17 protein-coding genes and 1 riboswitch are annotated in these 17685 nt (G+C 68.5%); of the genes, 8 read left to right on the top strand and 9 right to left on the bottom strand.

What is annotated here, in order from left to right; genetic code table 11:
* Window position 1 precedes the first annotated feature (1 nt).
* From ACFYMM_RS10160 to ACFYMM_RS10140, 5 genes are all read right to left on the bottom strand, one after another.
* The gene (locus tag ACFYMM_RS10160; RefSeq protein WP_388385381.1) at window positions 2-484 is read right to left on the bottom strand and encodes an NUDIX domain-containing protein; all 483 of its coding nucleotides are present in this window, start codon (window positions 482-484) and stop codon (window positions 2-4) included.
* A gap of 87 nt (window positions 485-571) precedes the next feature.
* Window positions 572-1477: a LysR family transcriptional regulator gene (locus ACFYMM_RS10155; RefSeq protein WP_388385380.1), complete on the bottom strand. Its 906-nt coding sequence runs from the start codon at window positions 1475-1477 to the stop codon at window positions 572-574.
* Between the two features lie 224 nt (window positions 1478-1701).
* Window positions 1702-2850, bottom strand: coding sequence for a cystathionine gamma-lyase (locus ACFYMM_RS10150; protein ID WP_388385379.1), 1149 nt, complete (start codon window positions 2848-2850; stop codon window positions 1702-1704).
* Window positions 2847-3338, bottom strand: a complete 492-nt coding sequence (locus ACFYMM_RS10145) for a low molecular weight protein-tyrosine-phosphatase (RefSeq protein WP_388385378.1) — start codon at window positions 3336-3338, stop codon at window positions 2847-2849. The genes ACFYMM_RS10150 and ACFYMM_RS10145 overlap by 4 nt, the downstream gene beginning before the upstream one ends.
* A 7-nt stretch (window positions 3339-3345) precedes the next feature.
* Complete coding sequence (locus ACFYMM_RS10140) at window positions 3346-3723, bottom strand: phage holin family protein (RefSeq protein ID WP_388385377.1); 378 nt, start codon at window positions 3721-3723, stop codon at window positions 3346-3348.
* 60 nt (window positions 3724-3783) lie between these two features.
* On the opposite strand from ACFYMM_RS10140, the gene ACFYMM_RS10135 reads away from it, so the two are divergent.
* From ACFYMM_RS10135 to ACFYMM_RS10120, 4 genes are all read left to right on the top strand, one after another.
* Window positions 3784-4101: a cupin domain-containing protein gene (locus ACFYMM_RS10135; RefSeq protein WP_388385376.1), complete on the top strand. Its 318-nt coding sequence runs from the start codon at window positions 3784-3786 to the stop codon at window positions 4099-4101.
* A gap of 145 nt (window positions 4102-4246) precedes the next feature.
* Window positions 4247-4459 carry a DUF5326 family protein gene (locus tag ACFYMM_RS10130; RefSeq protein ID WP_388385375.1) on the top strand — a complete coding sequence of 71 codons (213 nt, stop codon included), beginning with the start codon at window positions 4247-4249 and terminating at the stop codon, window positions 4457-4459.
* 193 nt (window positions 4460-4652) lie between these two features.
* Window positions 4653-5513, top strand: coding sequence for an IclR family transcriptional regulator (locus ACFYMM_RS10125; protein ID WP_388385374.1), 861 nt, complete (start codon window positions 4653-4655; stop codon window positions 5511-5513).
* A 99-nt stretch (window positions 5514-5612) separates the two neighbouring features.
* Window positions 5613-6050 (top strand): SsgA family sporulation/cell division regulator, encoded by a 438-nt coding sequence (locus ACFYMM_RS10120; RefSeq protein ID WP_388385373.1) that lies wholly within the window; start codon window positions 5613-5615, stop codon window positions 6048-6050.
* 91 nt (window positions 6051-6141) lie between these two features.
* Here ACFYMM_RS10120 and ACFYMM_RS10115 read toward each other — a convergent pair whose 3' ends face one another.
* The gene (locus ACFYMM_RS10115; protein WP_388385372.1) at window positions 6142-7605 is read right to left on the bottom strand and encodes a YibE/F family protein; all 1464 of its coding nucleotides are present in this window, start codon (window positions 7603-7605) and stop codon (window positions 6142-6144) included.
* A 71-nt stretch (window positions 7606-7676) separates the two neighbouring features.
* Window positions 7677-7855: riboswitch (TPP riboswitch) on the top strand.
* Here ACFYMM_RS10115 and thiC point away from each other — a divergent pair.
* On the top strand, window positions 7848-9632 hold the full coding sequence (thiC, locus tag ACFYMM_RS10110) for a phosphomethylpyrimidine synthase ThiC (RefSeq protein ID WP_388385371.1): 1785 nt from the start codon (window positions 7848-7850) through the stop codon (window positions 9630-9632). It overlaps the preceding riboswitch by 8 nt.
* Before the next feature lie 124 nt (window positions 9633-9756).
* Here the strand turns inward: thiC and ACFYMM_RS10105 are convergent, their stop codons facing one another.
* The 3 genes from ACFYMM_RS10105 to ACFYMM_RS10095 all read right to left on the bottom strand — a co-directional run bounded on the left by ACFYMM_RS10105 (window position 9757) and on the right by ACFYMM_RS10095 (window position 13322).
* The gene (locus tag ACFYMM_RS10105; protein ID WP_388385370.1) at window positions 9757-10626 is read right to left on the bottom strand and encodes a hypothetical protein; all 870 of its coding nucleotides are present in this window, start codon (window positions 10624-10626) and stop codon (window positions 9757-9759) included.
* A gap of 181 nt (window positions 10627-10807) precedes the next feature.
* Window positions 10808-11902, bottom strand: coding sequence for a metallophosphoesterase (locus ACFYMM_RS10100; protein ID WP_388385369.1), 1095 nt, complete (start codon window positions 11900-11902; stop codon window positions 10808-10810).
* Window positions 11903-12209: 307 nt separating this feature from the next.
* Window positions 12210-13322, bottom strand: a complete 1113-nt coding sequence (locus ACFYMM_RS10095; RefSeq protein WP_388385368.1) for a LacI family DNA-binding transcriptional regulator — start codon at window positions 13320-13322, stop codon at window positions 12210-12212.
* A 419-nt stretch (window positions 13323-13741) separates the two neighbouring features.
* Here ACFYMM_RS10095 and hisC point away from each other — a divergent pair, with 419 nt between their 5' ends.
* From hisC to cydB, 3 genes are all read left to right on the top strand, one after another.
* Window positions 13742-14821, top strand: a complete 1080-nt coding sequence (hisC, locus tag ACFYMM_RS10090; protein ID WP_388385367.1) for a histidinol-phosphate transaminase — start codon at window positions 13742-13744, stop codon at window positions 14819-14821.
* A 314-nt stretch (window positions 14822-15135) separates the two neighbouring features.
* Window positions 15136-16644 (top strand): cytochrome ubiquinol oxidase subunit I, encoded by a 1509-nt coding sequence (locus tag ACFYMM_RS10085; protein ID WP_388385366.1) that lies wholly within the window; start codon window positions 15136-15138, stop codon window positions 16642-16644.
* A gap of 26 nt (window positions 16645-16670) precedes the next feature.
* Window positions 16671-17675: a cytochrome d ubiquinol oxidase subunit II gene (gene cydB, locus ACFYMM_RS10080; protein WP_388385365.1), complete on the top strand. Its 1005-nt coding sequence runs from the start codon at window positions 16671-16673 to the stop codon at window positions 17673-17675.
* Window positions 17676-17685 lie beyond the last annotated feature (10 nt).

Raw genomic sequence — 17685 nt, 5'->3', positions numbered from 1 at the left:
GTCACCCGAGATCAGGGGCGTGCATGGCCCGTACGCCCTCGATGTTGCCGTCCAGGTAGTGGCGCAGCGACAGCGGCACGAGATGCACGGAGGCGATGCCGACCCGGGTGAACGGGATACGGACGATTTCGTACTCGCCCGCGGGTTCCTCCACCTCCGGACCGTGGCGCAGGGCCGGGTCCATGGATTCCAGCCGGCACACGAAGAAGTGCTGCACCTTCACGCCGGTTGCCCCGCCGTCCTCACCGATGTGCTCCACGGTGTCCACGAAGCAGGGCACGACGTCGGTGATCTTGGCGCCGAGTTCCTCGTACACCTCGCGATGCAGGGCGTCGACGACGGTCGGGTCTTTGGCCTCGACCCCGCCACCGGGAGTCACCCAGTAGGGATCGACACCGGGCTTGGTGCGCTTGATCAGGATCAGGTCGTCACCGTCCAGCAGGACGGCACGGGCGGTGCGCTTGACCACGGGTCGGACGGTCATGGGAGAAATGTGGCCCGGCTGGTTCCACGTGAAACATCGCAAAGCGCCACCAGGCGAGCGCGCAACGTGAATCACGCGGGAGAGCGGTCAGCACCAGTCGGCAGCGGCCCGCTGGAGCCAGTCGTGCGCACGCGCGATGTGCGGCATGGTGAGCGTGCCTATGCGCGCCGCCAGGAAGTATGTCCGCAGCGGCGGCACCGCGGGTTCGTGCAGGGTGACCACCTCCCCATCCTGAAGAGCGGGGGCGCACAGATAGCGCGGCAGCACCGCGAGCCCGGCGCCCGACCGTGTACAGGAGAGCACCGCGCGCAGATCGGGCACGATGACGGTGCCGGAGGTGACCGGACGGGAGTCGAAGACGGAGGCCCAGTAGCGGGACACGAAGGGCAGCGACTCATGGACCTCGACGACCGGGAGGTTCTCCAGCGCGGGCGCCCCCTCGCGGCGCAGGCTCCCCGAGCCGATCCGTTCGGCCCAGTGCGGAGCGGCGACCAGCACATGCTCCTCGTCGCAGAGCGCGGTCGACGTGAGCAGGGCGCCACGCGGTTGGGCCGTGGTGATGGCCAGATCATGATGTCCGGCGGCCAGTCCCTCAAGGGTCTCCTCGGCGTTCCCGAAGGAGGCTCGTAACGCGAAACCCTGGCCCGCTTCGCCGGTGAGTGCCGTGAGCGCGGGCAGAGCGCGTTCGGCGGTGAACTCGGGTGGTCCGGCGAGGTGCAGGGTGCGCAACGACGACTCGTCGTCCAGACCGGTCTCGGCTATTTCCACCAGGGCGTCCAGATGCGGCGCTGCCTTGTGGGCCAGTTCGTCACCGATGGTCGTGGGGGTGACTCCACGGGCCTGGCGCAGGAACAGGGGGCGCCCAAGCTGCCGCTCCAGGGTGCGGATCTGGGAGGTGACGGCCGGCTGTGAGAGGCCGAGCAGCGCGGCGGCTCGGGTGAAGGAGCCGGCCCGGTGCACGGTGACGAAGGTGCGCAGCAAGGCCAGATCCATGGCACGCCCTCCCCTTCCCCGCCCGTCCCCGGCCTCAGGCAGGGCCCAACTATAAATAAGTCGATAGGTTTCTGTCGCTAGCGTGATTGGACACTGACACAGAGTCAACTAGCCTTGTTCGCGCGGTTCTTCGCGCGCGGAACCGGGACGGTCCGAGCCACGAGGGGGGAGGCTCGGACCGTCCGTTGTGCGTAGCCGGACCTCGACGGGCGCCCGTAACGCGGTCACCGGGCCGACTCGTCGAGGGCCCGGAGAACATCCGCCACCAGGTCGTCGGGGTCCTCGGCGCCGACGGACATCCGGATGAAACCCTCGGGAACCGCGTCCCCGCCCCAGCGGCCCCGTCGTTCGGCCGTGGAACGCACCCCGCCGAAGCTCGTGGCGTCCTCGACGAGCCGCAGCGCCCGCAGAAAACGCTCGGCACGCGCGCGCGTGGGCAGCGTGAAGGAGACCACGCAGCCGTAGCGGCGCATCTGCTGGGCGGCCACCGTGTGGGAGGGGTCGCCGGGCAGCCCCGGATAGCGCAGCCCGCTCACCTCGGACCGCTCCCGCAGTGCTTCGGCCACCGTCAGGGCGGTGGCGCACTGCCGGTCCACGCGCAGCTGCAGCGTGGCGATGGAGCGGTGCGCGAGCCAGGCCTCCATGGGTCCGGAGATCGCTCCGACGATCTTGCGCCAGCGGCGTACGGCCGCCATCGCCTCGGCATCGCGGCCGGCGACGTAGCCGAGCAGGACGTCCCCGTGTCCGGTCAGCTGCTTGGTGCCGCTGGCCACGGAGAAGTCGGCACCCAGCTCCAGCGGCCGCTGCCCGAGCGGTGTGGCGAGGGTGTTGTCGACGGCCACCAGGGCGCCGCGCGCGTGGGCCGCCTCGACCAGCCGCCGGATGTCGCAGACGTCCAGCCCCGGGTTCGACGGCGACTCGATCCACAGCAGCCGCGCGCCGTCGAGGACGTCCAGCTGGGCGTCACCACCGGTGGGCGCGGTGCGCACCTCGATGCCGTACGCCTCCAGCTGGGCGCGGACCAGGGGCAGCGCCTGGTAGCCGTCGCAGGGCAGTACGGCGATGTCGCCGGCGCGCAGCTGGGAGAAGAGCACCGAGGAGATCGCGGCCATGCCGGAGGCGAACACCAGCGTCTCCACGTCGTCCCGCCCGGGTGCCTCCAGTTCGCCGATGGCGCGCTCCAGCAGTGTCCAGGTGGGATTGTCGTCGCGGCCGTAGGCGTACGGCCCGGTCACCTCGCCCGGCAGATGGAAGTGCGCGGCGAACACCGGCCCGGGCAGGGTCGGCTCGTGCTTGACCGGCTCGGGGAGTCCGGCCCGCACCGCGCGCGTGCCCTCGCCGGTACGACCGTCGTCCTGGTTGGCATCGCTCATGCGGCCCGTCCCTCCAGGTGCTCGCGTACGGCGGTGAGCAGGCCGGCGCTCGCCGCCTCCACCATCTCCAGGCACTCCTCGAAGCCTTCCAGGCCCCCGTAGTACGGGTCCGGCACGTCCAGGTCGTCGGGTGCGGCGGGGTCGTAGGAGCGCAGCAGTCGAATCTTGTGCCCGTCCGCCTCGGTGGGGGCGAGGCGGCGCAGGGCTTTGAGGTGGCCGGTGTCGAGGGCGATCACGAGGTCCAGGCGGTCGAACCAGGACGGCCGGAACTGGCGGGCCGTGTGGTCGCTGTCGTACCCGTGCGCCTCAAGGACGGAAACGGTGCGCGGGTCGGCGCCGTCGCCCTCGTGCCATCCCCCGGTGCCCGCGCTGTCGACCTCGACCAGGTCTTCCAGCCCGGCTTCCGCCACGTGCGCGCGGAAGACGGACTCGGCCATCGGGGAACGGCAGATGTTGCCGGTGCAGACGAAACAGACGCGGTAGGCCATGGCGTACTCAGTCCTCGTCGGGCAGGACGACGTGCAGAGCCCAGGAGACGATCGAGATGATCAGGCCGCCGACGACGGCCGTCCAGAAGCCCTGGACGTGGAAGCTCAGGTCCAGCTTGCCGCACAGCCACGAGGTCAGCAGCAGCATGAGTGCGTTGACGACCAGCGTGATCAGGCCGAGGGTGAGAATGAACAGCGGGAAGGTCAGTACCTTGACTATGGGCTTGACCAGCCAGTTCACCAGGCCGAAGACCAGGGCGACGAGGATCAGCGTCCAGGCCTTTTTGGCCGTGTTGTCACCGGTGAGGGTGATTTTGTCGAGCAGCCACACGGCAACCGCCAGGGCGCCCGCATTGGCGATCGTCTTGACTAGGAAATTCTTCATGTGTCTGATCGTGGCAGACGAGATCGACGACGAGCAGTGGGGCGAGGGCGGACAACGGCGATGAAGGCATTCCGGCTGGACGAACTGGAGGCGGAGCGCGCCGCCAACGACGGGGCTTACCTGCAGTTTCTGCGGGAACGTAACATGTCCGTCGGCCTGTACGCCCTCGACGCGGGCGAGCATGATCCCCAGAACCCGCACAACCAGGACGAGGTGTACTTCGTGGTGAGCGGCCGGGCGGCGATCACGGTCGGCATGGAGACGACCCAGGTGGCGCGCGGCAGCGTGGTGTACGTGCCGGCCGGGGTGGCCCACAAGTTCCACCACATCAGCGAGGACCTGAGGGTTCTGGTCGTCTTCTCTCCACCTGAGGCCTGACCCGGTCCCCCGGAGTTCCCTAGGGGGCGGGTCAGGGGAGGACAAGGGCTGTGAAGGCCCCGTCGGACCCCCTGGCGGCCCTAGCATCGAGTGCGGGACATCGAGAACGATGCCGACAACGCTCAAGACGCAAAGGACAAGGGCAATGGGAGAGATCTTCGCGGGTCTGCCGTGGTGGGTGAAGTGGGTCGCGGTGCCGGTCATCGCCCTGGTCGTGTTCGGCGGCCTGATAGCGACCGTGGTCGGCTTCGTGATCGGTCTGCTCTTCAAGGCACTGGTCTTCGTCGCCCTGGTCGGCGGCCTGATCTACATCGTGCGGAAGTTCATGTCCAACTCGTCTTCACGCAGCGACTGGTGAGGTCGGTGGGGGCCGGTGGGCGGTAACAGGAATCACCGGTTCCCTCGGGGGAGGGAAGTTTCCCCGGCGGGCCGTCTGCGAGCGGTGGCAGACGGTTAGAGTCCGGAACCCCACGCGGGCCAGCCCCGCGGGCGGCACCACCCCCCACCCGTGTTCCTCGCACGGGGCTGCCTCCTCGCTTCGGGAGTGACCCTTGGCCACGGTTGACACCGCACCCGCAGAACCCCACGCACCCCCCGCGCAGCCGCGCTCCTGCACACCGCCCGTGCAGCGGCCGCCCACCGCGGCCGTCCCCGAACAACCGCACTCCGCCACCCTCATCGGATCCGTCCAGCGCGCGATGCGCCTGCTGGAGACCGTGGCCGAACACGAGTACGGCGCTCCGGCCAAGCAGTTGGCCCGGGAGACCGCTCTGGCGCTTCCCACCGCCTACCACCTGCTGCGCACCCTCGTGCACGAGGGCTATCTACGCCGGGACAAAGGACTCTTCTTCCTCGGCGAAGCGGCCGAGCGGCTGAGTAGCAGCGGAGCGCAGCAGAAACGTCGCAGCACGGTGGCCGACACGCTGGCGCACTGGCGGGATTCCATCGGTGTACCGCTGTACTACGCGATGTACCGGGACGGCGAGATCGAGGTCATGTGCGTCTCCGACTCCCCGGGCACTCCCGCCGTGGAGGAATGGGCCGACTTCCGCGAGACCGGACACGCGCACGCCCTCGGCCAGTGCCTGCTCTCGCAGCTGGACGAGGACGCCCGCCGCGACCACCTCGACCGCTATCCCGTGCAGTCCCTCACCCCGTACACGGTCCGCGACGACCACGCCCTGCTGCGTCGGCTGGACCGGATGCGGCGGATGGAGACGGTGGTGGAGCGCCAGGAATACGCGCTGGGCACGGTCTGCGCGGCGATCCCGATCACGGTCGGCAGCGCGGCGGCCACGATGGCCATCTCGCTTCCCTCCCACCAGGCCGACCGACTGCTGCCCGCCGCCCGGCAGTTGGAGACGGAGGTGGGGCGGCATCTGGGAGCCCTCACGCTCTCTATCACTATCTGAAAACTCACTCCTTGTGATCTGTTGTGTACGTTCAGCAAGATTTCACCATTGTCAAAGGGTTCAATCCCGGCCAGTCGGTGTCATATGACGAGGTAGTCGATGCGCGAGTCCGTACAGGCAGAGGTCATGATGAGCTTTCTCGTGTCGGAGGAGCTCTCCTTCCGCATCCCGGTGGAGCTGCGCTACGAGACGTGCGATCCCTATGCCGTGCGGTTGACCTTCCATCTTCCCGGCGATGCCCCGGTGACCTGGGCCTTCGGACGGGAGTTGCTGATCGACGGAGTGGGCCGCCCGTGCGGCGAGGGCGATGTGCACATCGCCCCGACCGGGACCGAGGTGCTGGGTGAGGTGTTGATCCGGCTTCAGGTCGGCGGCGACCAGGCGCTGTTCCGCTCCTCGGCACCGCCGCTGGTGGCCTTTCTCGACCGTACGGACAAGCTGGTCCCGCTCGGGCAGGAGGGGACGTTGGCCGACTTCGACGCGCATCTCGACGAGGCCCTGGACCGCATCCTGGCCGAGGAACAGAGCGCCGGCTGAGGTCGTACGGCACGGGGCACGGACGCTCCGCCGTGCCCCGTGAGAGAACGCAGGAACGCTTCTCCTCGAACCGCCCCCGCCCTGCCGTACCTCACCGCTTCCGGCGCCGTCCCCGGCCGCCCCGTGCCGGAGCGGGCTGTGCGCCGGCCATGGCCGGCGTGCCGGGCCGGTCGGCCGCCACCACCAGAGCGGCGAGAAGGGTGGTGACCGGCACCGAGGCGACCAGCCCGATCGAACCGACCAGAGTACGCACGATCTCCTCGGCCACCAGCTCGCTGTTGGCCACCGTCGTCACGCTGCTCTGCGCGATGGAGAACAGCAGCAGCAGCGGCAGCGCGGCACCCGCGTAGGCGAGCACGAGCGTGTTGACCACGGACGCGATGTGGTCACGGCCGATGCGGATACCCGCCCGGTACAGATCGCGCCAGCCCATCGACGGATTGGCCTCGTGAAGCTCCCAGACCGCCGACGTCTGCGTCACCGTCACATCGTCCAGCACACCCAGCGAACCGATGATGACGCCGGCCAGCAGCAGACCGCTCATGTCGATCGAGGGATACAGGCCGTGAATCAGGCCCGTGTTGTCGTCCGTGTTGCCGGTGAGCGCGGCCCAGTCGATGAACTCCGAACCCAGAAGACCGATCAACGACAGCGAGACGAGCGTGCCGAGCACCGCCACGGACGTACGGGCCGACAGACCGTGGCACATGTAGAGGGCGATCAGCATGATGGCACTCGCCCCGACCACCGCCACCAGCAGCGGATTCGAACCCTGCAGGATCGCGGGCAGGATGAAGAGAGTCAGCACCAGGAAGCTCACGGCCAGCGCGACCAGCGCCATGACACCCCGCAACCGGCCCACCACCACGACGGCGATCGCGAAGATCCCGGCGAGCAGTGCCATGGGGAACTTCCGGTTCACATCGGCGACCGAGTACTGCAGATCCTTCGGCGCCGAGGGCTCGTAGGCGACCACGACCTTCTCGCCCTGGTGCAACTGCCGTGACTGGTCCGGCTGAACGATCTCGGTGAACGTACGGCCCTGGTCCTTCCCGGTGTCGACCCGGACAGTCGCCTTTTTGCAGGTGCCCTTCGCCTCCTGTCGCGCCGAGCTGCCCTCGGCGGTGGAGGTGTCCCCGGCCGGGCTGTCCCCGGAGGCGTTCACCGACTTGCAGCTCACCTCGATCACCTTGCTGACCGTGGCCTGCTGTGTCTGCCGGTCGAAACCGACTCCGGTGCGCTCGTGCGGTGGTGCCCCACCTGGCCAGAGCACTACGAGACCGACCACGACGGCCGCGGTGAACGGGATCAGGATGGCGGCGATGACCTTGCGCAGGTGCTTGGAGACCGGCGCGGACGGTCCATGACTGTGACTGTGCGAGTGGCCGTGGCCCCCACCCTGCCGATGGCCGTGCTTCTCGCCTGGTCCATGGTCATGGTCGTGTCCCCGACCGTGGCTCTGATGCTGCTCATGGCCGTGTCCGCCGCCCTCTCCCGGGCCGTCCCCGCGCGGCGGCTCGGGCGGCGGATACGGGTACTGCTGTGTGGTGGTCACCGCCAGATCATCGCAACAACGGCGGGGGCCCCCTGTTCACCGCGCCCGAATTGACGCTAGCGTGGAGGCACCTTTGCACACGCGGGAGCTCGGAGCACCGGGCTGAGAGGGCGCTGACCTCCGTATTCGCGATGTTTCACGTGGAACGAAGTGATGTTTCACATGAAACGCCGCCTGACGGAAGCCGCTGCGTCGACCGCCGAACCTGTTACCGGGTAATGCCGGCGTAGGGAGTAGGTCTCATGACCAACAAGGACGTACGCACGCCTGCCTCCACGCAGAACGCGACCAGCGAGGAGGCCGGGAAGTCCATCGGCTGGCACAAGGGGTATGTCGAGGGTTCACGCCCCGATCTGCGCGTGCCGGTCCGCCAGGTGCACCTCACCAACGGGCAGTCGGTCACGTTGTACGACACATCCGGCCCGTACACCGATCCGCTCGTCGACACCGACGTCCGCAGGGGCCTGTCGCCGTTGCGGGAGAACTGGATCATCGCCCGCGGTGATACCGAGGAGTACGCTGGCCGTCCCGTCCGTCCCGAGGACGACGGGGTCAAGCACACCTCACCGCGCGGGGGCCTGCGCAACCTCGACGCGGTCTTCCCCGGACGGCCCCGTCAGCCGCGCCGGGGCCGGCCCGGAACAGCGGTCACCCAGCTCGCGTACGCCCGCGGGGGCGAGGTCACGCCCGAGATGGAGTTCGTGGCCATCCGGGAGAACGTTTCCCCGGAGGTCGTCCGCGAGGAGATCGCGGCCGGCCGCGCGGTGCTGCCGGCCAATGTCAACCACCCGGAGATCGAGCCGATGATCATCGGCAAGCGATTCCTGGTGAAGGTCAACGCGAACATCGGCAATTCAGCGGTCACGTCCTCCATCGAGGAGGAGGTCGAGAAGATGACCTGGGCGACCCGCTGGGGCGCCGACACGGTCATGGACCTCTCCACCGGCCGGAACATCCACACCACCCGGGAGTGGGTGCTGCGCAACTCCCCCGTCCCCATCGGCACGGTGCCGCTCTACCAGGCACTGGAAAAGGTCGACGGCAAGGCCGAGGAACTGACCTGGGAGATCTACAAGGACACGGTCATCGAGCAGGCCGAACAGGGCGTGGACTACATGACCGTTCACGCGGGCGTCCGGCTGCCGTACGTCCCGCTCACCGCCAACCGCAAGACCGGCATCGTCTCGCGTGGCGGCTCGATCATGGCGGCCTGGTGCCTGGCGCACCACAAGGAGTCGTTCCTGTACGAGAATTTCGAGGAACTGTGCGAAATTCTCGCCACGTACGACGTGACGTACTCGCTCGGTGACGGCCTTCGGCCGGGCTCGATCGCGGACGCCAACGACGAGGCACAGTTCGCGGAGTTGCGCACCCTCGGGGAACTCAACACGATCGCCAAGCGTTTCAACGTACAGACCATGATCGAGGGCCCGGGCCACGTCCCGATGCACAAGATCAAGGAGAACATCGACCTTCAGCAGGAGATCTGCGATGAAGCTCCGTTCTATACGCTCGGCCCGCTGACCACCGACGTCGCGCCCGCGTACGACCACATCACCTCCGGCATCGGCGCCGCGATGATCGCCTGGTGGGGCACGGCCATGCTCTGCTACGTGACGCCCAAGGAGCACCTTGGCCTGCCCAACCGGGACGACGTCAAGACCGGCGTGATCACCTACAAGATCGCGGCCCACGCGGCGGACCTCGCCAAGGGACATCCGGGTGCGCAGCAGTGGGACGACGCGCTGTCGGACGCCCGCTTCGAGTTCCGGTGGGAGGACCAGTTCAACCTCGCCCTCGACCCCGACACGGCACGGGAGTTCCATGACGAGACCCTGCCGGCCGAGCCCGCCAAGACGGCGCACTTCTGCTCCATGTGCGGGCCGAAGTTCTGTTCGATGAAGATCTCCCAGGACATCCGCCGCGAACACGGCGGAAACCGGGCCGAGATCGAGGAGGGCATGGCTCAGAAGTCGAAGGAGTTCGCCGCCGCGGGCAACCGGGTCTACCTGCCTCTCGCGGACTGACTCCGTCGCACCTGGCGGCCGCACAGGCCCTGTCGGGCGTCCGGCCTGGGCCTGTGTGCCTGGGCCGGACGGGGCGCCGGAGCCCCCGAGGAGGGGCACGCGCCCGTGGGTGGGGCGCGCGCCGTCACTCCGGCTGGTGTTCCGGCCCTCCGAACTCCGGGCTGGTGTAGTCCGGGCTGGTGAAGCTGGGGCGCGAGCCGGTCCCGGAGCCCTCGTCCGGGCTGCTGAAGCCGGGGCGGTCGTAGCCGAGGCGCGGCATACGGCTGGTCGGGGCCGGCGAGGCCGGGTGGTGGTGCAGTGTCGTCGTGCCGGGGTCGGCGAGCGCCTCCCGCAGGAACGGCAGGATGCCGCGCTCCAGCAGGGCCTCCCGCCAGGCGTCCCTGGCCCTGGCCACATCGCCGCCCTCCTCGCCGTAGGGTCCGGTCTCCAGCGAGGGGTGGTTGTGCAGGGCGGTGAGCAGCAGACCGACGGCGGCGACCAGGATCGCGGCGGCGGTCACGGCACCGAACACCCAGCCGGCGGTCAGCATGGTCTGGGCGAACGCCGGCTCGGGGTCGAGCATCTTCAGGATGTAGCCGACGAGCAGGAAGATCGCCGCGGCGGTTCCCGCGAGGACGGGGGCGAGGACGGCGAGTACGGCGACGACGCCCGCGCCGCTGGTCTCGGCTGCCTCGCTCAGGGTGGTGGCGAGCCCCATCGCGCCCGTGCCCGGTTCCGTGGAGCCGGACTCGTCGGCGGTCGGCAGGGTGGACGACGCCGGGCGGCGCAGTTCCTCGCGGACCTTCACATAGTGCTGGTACTCGGTCGCCGCGGCCGCCGTGATGAGTGCGGTGGCGTTGAGCGCCATGGTGCGCAGCTGTTCTGAATTGAGCCGCTGTCCGACACCGGCCAGTTCCGGACGGTGTGGTGCGGAGCGCAGCGCCTCACCGAGGATCCGCTCGTATTCCTGGCGGTCCTCGCTCAGCAGGTGCTGCGGAACGCTGTTCATGTGCATCCCCCGATGCTCCGTAGGGCTAGGGCTCGCACGCCGGCGAGCCGTCGGGCAGAAACGGAGGGGAGCCTGCTACGGATAAGCCGATGGTAGAGCCGTGACGGCACGCGGTGACAGGGGGTTGCCGGAAATTGCGTGCCGACCTGCGCGGACCTTCGCGGGGACGACTCTGTCCGGGGAAGCCTCAGCTGTCCAGCGGCAGTTGCTGGACCAGCAGCTTTCCGGCCATGGTCACTCCGCCGTCCATCGCGATGGCGAGCCCCTCGGCGTAGACGTGCGGTCCTTCGACCACCGGGCCGCCGGTGTCCTCCCCTTCCTCGGAGCCGACTTCGCCCAGCAGGTACGGAATGGGGCTGTGGCCGTGAACGACACGGGTGCCGCCGTACGTATCGAGAAGGGAGCGAACGGCGTCTGCGCCGCCCTCGTCGCGGAAGGAGAAGCGCTTGGTGAACTTGCGGAACAGGTCCCAGCACTCGTCCGCGTCGTTGCGGGTGAGCGTCTCGCGGACGGTGTCGTTGACCGCCTCGATCGAGTCGCCGTAGTCGAGGTAGGCGGTGGTGTCGGAATGCACGAGCAGATAGCCGTCGACCATCTCGACGGCGTCGAGCCGGGCCATCCACTGCAGATGGTGGTCCTGGAGGCGGTCCATGTCGGTCTTCTGGCCGCCGTTGAGGAGCCATGCCGCCTGGAACGTGGCCGTACCCGCACCGGAGTTGACGGGGGTGTCGCCGAACCGCTTGGCGCCGAGCAGCAGCAGCTCGTGGTTGCCCATCAGGGCCTTGCAGTAGCCGCCGGCCGCGGCTGCCTCCGCCGACAGCCGCATGACCAGGTCGATGACGCCGATGCCGTCGGGGCCGCGGTCGGTGAAGTCGCCCAGGAACCACAGCCGAGCGGTGCCGGCGCACCACTGGCCGGCACCGTCGATGAGCCCTTGCTCCTGGAGGGCGGCGACCAGCTCGTCGAGATAGCCGTGGACGTCCCCGACGACGTACAGCGGGCCGGGGCCGGTCACGGGCTGCTGGGGCACGTGCGGGGCAGCAGCCGGTTCGACCGGGACCTGCACCGTGTCACCCCGATTGATGACGGGCAGGTCGCGCTGAGTGGGTGTGTACCCCTCCGGGTACGGCTCGGGGTACGCCTCCTCGACGGGCGGGGCGGTGTCGCCGGGGTGGGTGCCGTGGGCGTACGGACCGGTCTCGTGGACGTACGCGGGCACCCGGAAGTCGCGCAACGTCGCCGTCCGCTCCGCCTCGGGTCCCTGACCGGCCCCCTGAGTCATCAGACCCCTCCACCATCGCGCCGCATCTGCACCGCTTCGGACTGCCTGGTCGCAGCGGCCCGCGGTGTCGTGCGCCCATCATAGGAATCCGCGTCGCGCCGTGTGATGACCCAGGGGTGGTGAATCGGAGCAAGACTCCGGTTCACCGCGGCTTTCGCCCCGTTTGGGCAGGGGTTCGACCCCGTGCCGATCGGCTGACGGCGATCCGCCGACCACCGTCACCGTGTCTGGCGACCACCGTCACCGCGTCCGTCGGCCGCTGTCACGTCGTCCGCCGGCCGCCGATATCCGGCGGCCGGCGGGTGGACTATCCCTTTTCCGGGGTTCGTGGCGGGCTCACCGTCGTACGCGGCGGCCGGCGCTGGGACGAGGTGCGCACGATCAGTTCGGTCGGTATCACCTGCTCGACCGGCCGGTCCGAATCGACCCCCTCGATGGCGTCGATGAGGAGCTGGACCACCGCCGTCCCGATGCGGCGCGGCTTCAGCGAGAGGGTGGTGATGGGCGGCTCGGTGTTGGCGTAGACCGTGGACTCGCTGCAGCACACCAGCAGCAGGTCCTCGGGGACGCGCAGTCCGTAGCGGCGGGCGGCGGCGAGCAGGTCGGTGCCGTTGGGGTCGAAGAGGCCGTAGACGGCGTCCGGCCGGTCCGGGCGGGCGAGCAGCCGGTCGGCGGCCACGGCGCCCGCGCACGGGTCGTGCGCCGGGTATGCCTCGTACACCGGATCCTGGCCGACGCGTTCGCACCAGTGCAGGTAGGCGGTGGTCGACAGATGGGTGTACGTGTCCGTGGTCGTGCCCGTGAGCAGGCCGATCCGGCGGGCGCCCGCGTCGGCGAGGTGGTCGAGGATGCCGAGGACCGCGGCCTCGTGGTCGTTGTCCACCCACGCGGTGACCGGGAGCGAGCCGGCCGGGCGGCCGTCGGAGACGACCGGCAGGCCCTGCCGGACGAGTTCGCTGACCACCGGGTCCTGGTCGGAGGGGTCGATGACGACCGTGCCGTCCAGGGCGACGTTCGACCACACGTCGTGCCGCGAGGTCGCGGGCAGGATGACGAGGGCGTAGCCGCGGGCGAGCGCGGCCGAGGTGGCGGCTCGCGCCATCTCGGCGAAGTACGCGAACTCCGTGAAGGTGAAAGGTTCATCCCCGTACGTCGTCACGGTAAGGCCGATCAGGCCCGACTTGCCGGTACGGAGGGTGCGGGCGGCGGCCGAGGGTCGGTACCCCAGCCGGTCGGCGACCTCGCGGACGTGGCGCCGGGTGGCATCCGGGAGCCGGCCCTTGCCGTTGAGGGCGTCGGAGACGGTCGTGATGGAGACTCCGGCGGCGGCGGCCACGTCTCTGATGCCCGCCCGACCCGGTCGGCTGCCTCGACGTGAGGTTTCCGCGCGGCTCACCTGGTGCTTCCCTGCTGCTGTCATGGCGAGCCGATAGTAGGGCTCATGCGGTGGGGTAGGGCGGACGCATATGCACGCGTTGACAGGCACGTTTCTGCATGGTCATTCCCCAGCAACTGCCTTTGAATTCAAGGAAGTTAAGCGCTCCCATGGCAGGACGTGACGTGTCGACGCACACGAGCCTGCCAACCGTCCGATGTTTCGAAGAGGTCTCAACTCACCTGCACGGGGGATGCGCGCCAGGGCGTGAGCCACCGGCGCGTAGATATATGTATGGCACGCCCCCCGATACGTACGCCTTCGTACGGTCATGCCCTCGATGCCCCTGGGGGCGATCGGGTTCGCTGCACACCTGTACGCACTGGGGCCGAATCCTCATAAGGTGAGCAGCATTGGATGCCGGCGGCGTTGACGGTCCGCCGGTGGTCGCGAGGAGGACTGCGGTGAGCGAGACGAGCCCCAAGCTGCGCGCGGAGCTGGAGGGTATCCCCACCTACAAGCCGGGCAAGCCTGCCGCGGCCGGCGGCCCCGTCGCCTACAAGCTGTCCTCCAACGAGAACCCCTATCCGCCGTTGCCCGGCGTGATGGAGAGCGTGACCGCGGCGGCATGCGTCTTCAACCGCTACCCGGACATGGCGTGCACCGGCCTGATGAACGAGTTGGCGGAACGCTTCGCCGTCCCGCTCTCCCACCTGGCCACCGGCACCGGTTCGGTCGGCGTCGCCCAGCAGCTGATACAGGCGACCAGTGGGCCCGGCGACGAGGTCATCTACGCATGGCGGTCGTTCGAGGCGTACCCGATCATCACGCAGATCAGCGGCGCCCGGTCGGTGCAGGTGCCGCTCACGCCCGGCGATGTGCACGACCTGGACGCCATGGCGGACGCGATCACCGACCGGACCCGTCTGATCTTCGTCTGCAACCCCAATAACCCGACGGGCACGGTCGTGCGGCGGGCGGAACTGGAACGCTTCCTGGACCGGGTGCCCAGTGATGTCCTGGTGGTGCTGGACGAGGCGTACCGGGAGTTCATCCGCGACATCGAGGTGCCTGACGGCGTCGAGCTGTACCGGAACCGGCCCAACGTCTGCGTCCTCAGGACGTTCTCCAAGGCGTACGGGCTCGCTGGTCTGCGCGTCGGTTTCGCTATCGCACACGAGCCGGTGGCGGCGGCGCTGCGCAAGACGGCGGTGCCGTTCGGTGTGAGCCAGATCGCACAGGAGGCGGCGATCGCCTCGCTGCGTGCCGAGGACGAGCTGCTGGGCCGGGTCGGCTCGCTGGTGTGCGAGCGCACCCGTGTGGTCGACACGCTGCGGGCCCAGGGCTGGACCGTGCCGGAGACCCAGGCGAACTTCGTGTGGCTGCGGCTGGGGGAGCGGACGGCCGCGTTCGCGGCGGCCTGTGAGGAGCACGGTGTCGTGGTCCGGCCGTTCCCGGGCGAGGGTGTGCGGGTCACGGTCGGGGAGACCGAGGCGAACGACATCTTCCTGAAGGTCACGGAGGGGTTCCGCAAGGAGCTGTAGCTGTGTAGCGCTCGTCGTAGTGCTCGTCTTCGTCCAGCTTCACGCGTACGGGGGTGCCGCCCCGGCACGGTCGCCAGACCGCCCGGTCCGGCGCCCCCGTCCATGCGCCCAGGCGCACTGTCGACCCGGAGCACCAGGGCACCCAGAGCGCCGCAGCGCCAGCTCGATGACCTGCCACGCGCCTGTTTCACGTGAAACAGGCGCCCGCGACAGCGGCCCGGCGACCCCCCGTTTCCATGTCGAAAATCGGTAGGTCATAATGGCTTGTGAATGTGAACGCATTCACAAGCCTGTCGAGTAAGGAGACTGGCGACGTGGAGTTGGCTTTGGCGCCAGAGACACTGGCACGCTGGCAGTTCGGCATCACCACCGTCTACCACTTCCTGTTCGTTCCGCTGACGATCTCCCTGGCCGCCCTCACGGCCGGCCTGCAGACCGCCTGGGTGCGCACGGAGAAGGAGAAGTACCTCAGGGCGACGAAGTTCTGGGGCAAGCTCTTCCTGATCAACATCGCGATGGGTGTGGTCACCGGCATCGTGCAGGAGTTCCAGTTCGGCATGAACTGGTCGGACTACTCCCGCTTCGTCGGTGACATCTTCGGCGCCCCGCTCGCCTTCGAGGCGTTGATCGCCTTCTTCTTCGAGTCCACCTTCATCGGCCTGTGGATCTTCGGCTGGGACAAGCTGCCCAAGAAGATCCACCTGGCCTGCATCTGGATGGTGTCGATCGGAACGATCCTGTCGGCCTACTTCATCCTCGCGGCCAACTCGTGGATGCAGCACCCCGTCGGCTACCGGATCAACAAGGCGAAGGGACGCGCGGAACTCACCGACTTCTGGGCCGTCCTGACCCAGAACACCGCCCTCAGCCAGGCCTTCCACACGCTCTCCGCGGCCTTCCTCACCGGTGGCGCGTTCATGGTCGGTATCGCCGCCTACCACCTGGCCCGCAAGAAGAACATCCGTGAGATGAAGACCTCACTGCGGCTGGGCCTCATCACCGTGGTCATCGCCGGACTGCTCACCGCGGTCAGCGGTGACACCCTCGGCAAGGTCATGTTCAAGCAGCAGCCGATGAAGATGGCCGCCGCCGAGGCGCTGTGGGACGGTCAGAAGCCGGCACCGTTCTCGATCTTCGCCTACGGCGATGTGGACAAGGGCCACAACACGGTCGCCATCGAGATCCCGGGCCTGTTGTCCTTCCTCGCCAACGACGACTTCACCTCGTACGTCCCCGGCATCAACGACGTCAACAAGGCCGAGCAGCAGAAGTTCGGACCCGGCGACTACCGGCCCAACATCCCGGTCGCCTTCTGGGGTTTCCGCTGGATGATCGGCTTCGGCATGGCGTCCTTCGCCATCGGCCTGGCCGGACTCTGGCTGACCCGCAAGAAGTTCATGCTGCCCCAGCACCTGCGGGTCGGCGACGACGAGGTGCCGCACCTGGTCCTGTTCCGGAACAAGGCACTGGGCCCGAAGCTCACCACCTGGTACTGGCGCATCGCGATCTGGACCCTGGCCTTCCCGCTGATCGCCAACTCCTGGGGCTGGATCTTCACCGAGATGGGCCGCCAGCCCTGGGTCGTCTACGGCGTCCTGCAGACCCGGCACGCGGTCTCCCCCGGTGTCTCCCAGGGCGAGGTCATCACCTCGATGATCGTCTTCACCTCGCTGTACGCCATCCTCGCCGTCGTCGAGGTCAAGCTGCTCGCCAAGTACGTCAAGGCCGGCCCGCCCGAGCTGACGGAAGCCGACCTCAACCCGCCCACGAAGATCGGCGGCGACACCCGTGACGCCGACAAGCCGATGGCCTTCTCGTACTAGGCCCCGGGTCAAGGGAGCGCACTGTCATGCAACTACACGACGTCTGGTTCGTCCTGATCGCCGTCCTGTGGACCGGCTACTTCTTCCTGGAGGGCTTCGACTTCGGGGTCGGCATCCTCACCAAGCTGCTGGCCCGCGACCGGCCGGAGAAGCGGGTGCTGATCAACACCATCGGACCCGTCTGGGACGGCAACGAGGTCTGGCTGCTCTCGGCGGGCGGTGCGACCTTCGCCGCCTTTCCCGAGTGGTACGCCACCCTCTTCTCCGGCTTCTACCTGCCCCTGCTGGTCATCCTGGTCTGTCTCATCGTGCGGGGCGTCGCCTTCGAGTACCGGGCCAAGCGGCCCGAGGAGAACTGGCAGCACAACTGGGAGACGGCGATCTTCTGGACCTCGCTGGTCCCGGCGTTCCTGTGGGGCGTCGCCTTCGGGAACATCGTGCGGGGCGTGAAGATCGACCAGCACTTCGAGTACACCGGCGGCTTGGTGGACCTGCTCAACCCGTACGCCCTGCTCGGCGGCCTGGTCACGCTGACGCTGTTCACCTTTCACGGTGCGGTGTTCACGGCCCTCAAGACCGTCGGGGACATCCGGCTGCGGGCGCGCAGGCTCGCTGCCCGGACCGGTCTCCTCACCGCCGGGCTGGCGCTGGTCTTCCTGCTGTGGACACAGGCCCACAGCGGTGACGGCAAGAGCCTGGTCGCCCTGATCATGGCGGTCGCGGCACTGCTCGCGGCACTCGTCGCGAATCAGGCGGGACGCGAGGGATGGTCGTTCGCCCTGTCCGGGATCACCATCGTGGCGACCGTGGCGATGCTCTTCCTGTCGCTCTTCCCGAACGTCATGCCCTCCACGCTCAACAGTGACTGGAGCCTCACGGTCACCAACGCCTCGTCGAGCCCGTACACCCTGAGGATCATGACCTGGTGCGCGGCGATCGCCACGCCGATCGTCATGCTCTACCAGGGGTGGACCTACTGGGTGTTCCGCAAGCGGATCGGTACCCAGCACATCGCCGAAGCCGCGCACTGAGTCCGCCAGG

The organism is Streptomyces sp. NPDC006739 (assembly GCF_042869815.1).
In the GTDB taxonomy this organism is placed as follows: domain Bacteria; phylum Actinomycetota; class Actinomycetes; order Streptomycetales; family Streptomycetaceae; genus Streptomyces.
Note: the sequence above shows the minus strand (reverse complement) of the source record. Positions and strands in the feature narration are given on the sequence as shown.

What these genes read in the sequence shown, in the direction of transcription:
- ACFYMM_RS10140 (WP_388385377.1), bottom strand. Translation starts at nt 3,723, where the DNA reads ATGAAGAATTTCCTAGTCAAGACGATCGCCAATGCGGGCGCCCTGGCG.
- ACFYMM_RS10120 (WP_388385373.1), top strand. Translation starts at nt 5,613, where the DNA reads ATGCGCGAGTCCGTACAGGCAGAGGTCATGATGAGCTTTCTCGTGTCG.
- ACFYMM_RS10145 (WP_388385378.1), bottom strand. Translation starts at nt 3,338, where the DNA reads ATGGCCTACCGCGTCTGTTTCGTCTGCACCGGCAACATCTGCCGTTCC.
- ACFYMM_RS10155 (WP_388385380.1), bottom strand. Translation starts at nt 1,477, where the DNA reads ATGGATCTGGCCTTGCTGCGCACCTTCGTCACCGTGCACCGGGCCGGC.
- ACFYMM_RS10095 (WP_388385368.1), bottom strand. Translation starts at nt 13,322, where the DNA reads ATGACAGCAGCAGGGAAGCACCAGGTGAGCCGCGCGGAAACCTCACGT.
- ACFYMM_RS10150 (WP_388385379.1), bottom strand. Translation starts at nt 2,850, where the DNA reads ATGAGCGATGCCAACCAGGACGACGGTCGTACCGGCGAGGGCACGCGC.
- ACFYMM_RS10130 (WP_388385375.1), top strand. Translation starts at nt 4,247, where the DNA reads ATGGGAGAGATCTTCGCGGGTCTGCCGTGGTGGGTGAAGTGGGTCGCG.
- ACFYMM_RS10160 (WP_388385381.1), bottom strand. Translation starts at nt 484, where the DNA reads ATGACCGTCCGACCCGTGGTCAAGCGCACCGCCCGTGCCGTCCTGCTG.
- cydB (WP_388385365.1), top strand. Translation starts at nt 16,671, where the DNA reads ATGCAACTACACGACGTCTGGTTCGTCCTGATCGCCGTCCTGTGGACC.
- thiC (WP_388385371.1), top strand. Translation starts at nt 7,848, where the DNA reads ATGACCAACAAGGACGTACGCACGCCTGCCTCCACGCAGAACGCGACC.
- ACFYMM_RS10105 (WP_388385370.1), bottom strand. Translation starts at nt 10,626, where the DNA reads ATGCACATGAACAGCGTTCCGCAGCACCTGCTGAGCGAGGACCGCCAG.
- ACFYMM_RS10135 (WP_388385376.1), top strand. Translation starts at nt 3,784, where the DNA reads ATGAAGGCATTCCGGCTGGACGAACTGGAGGCGGAGCGCGCCGCCAAC.
- ACFYMM_RS10100 (WP_388385369.1), bottom strand. Translation starts at nt 11,902, where the DNA reads ATGACTCAGGGGGCCGGTCAGGGACCCGAGGCGGAGCGGACGGCGACG.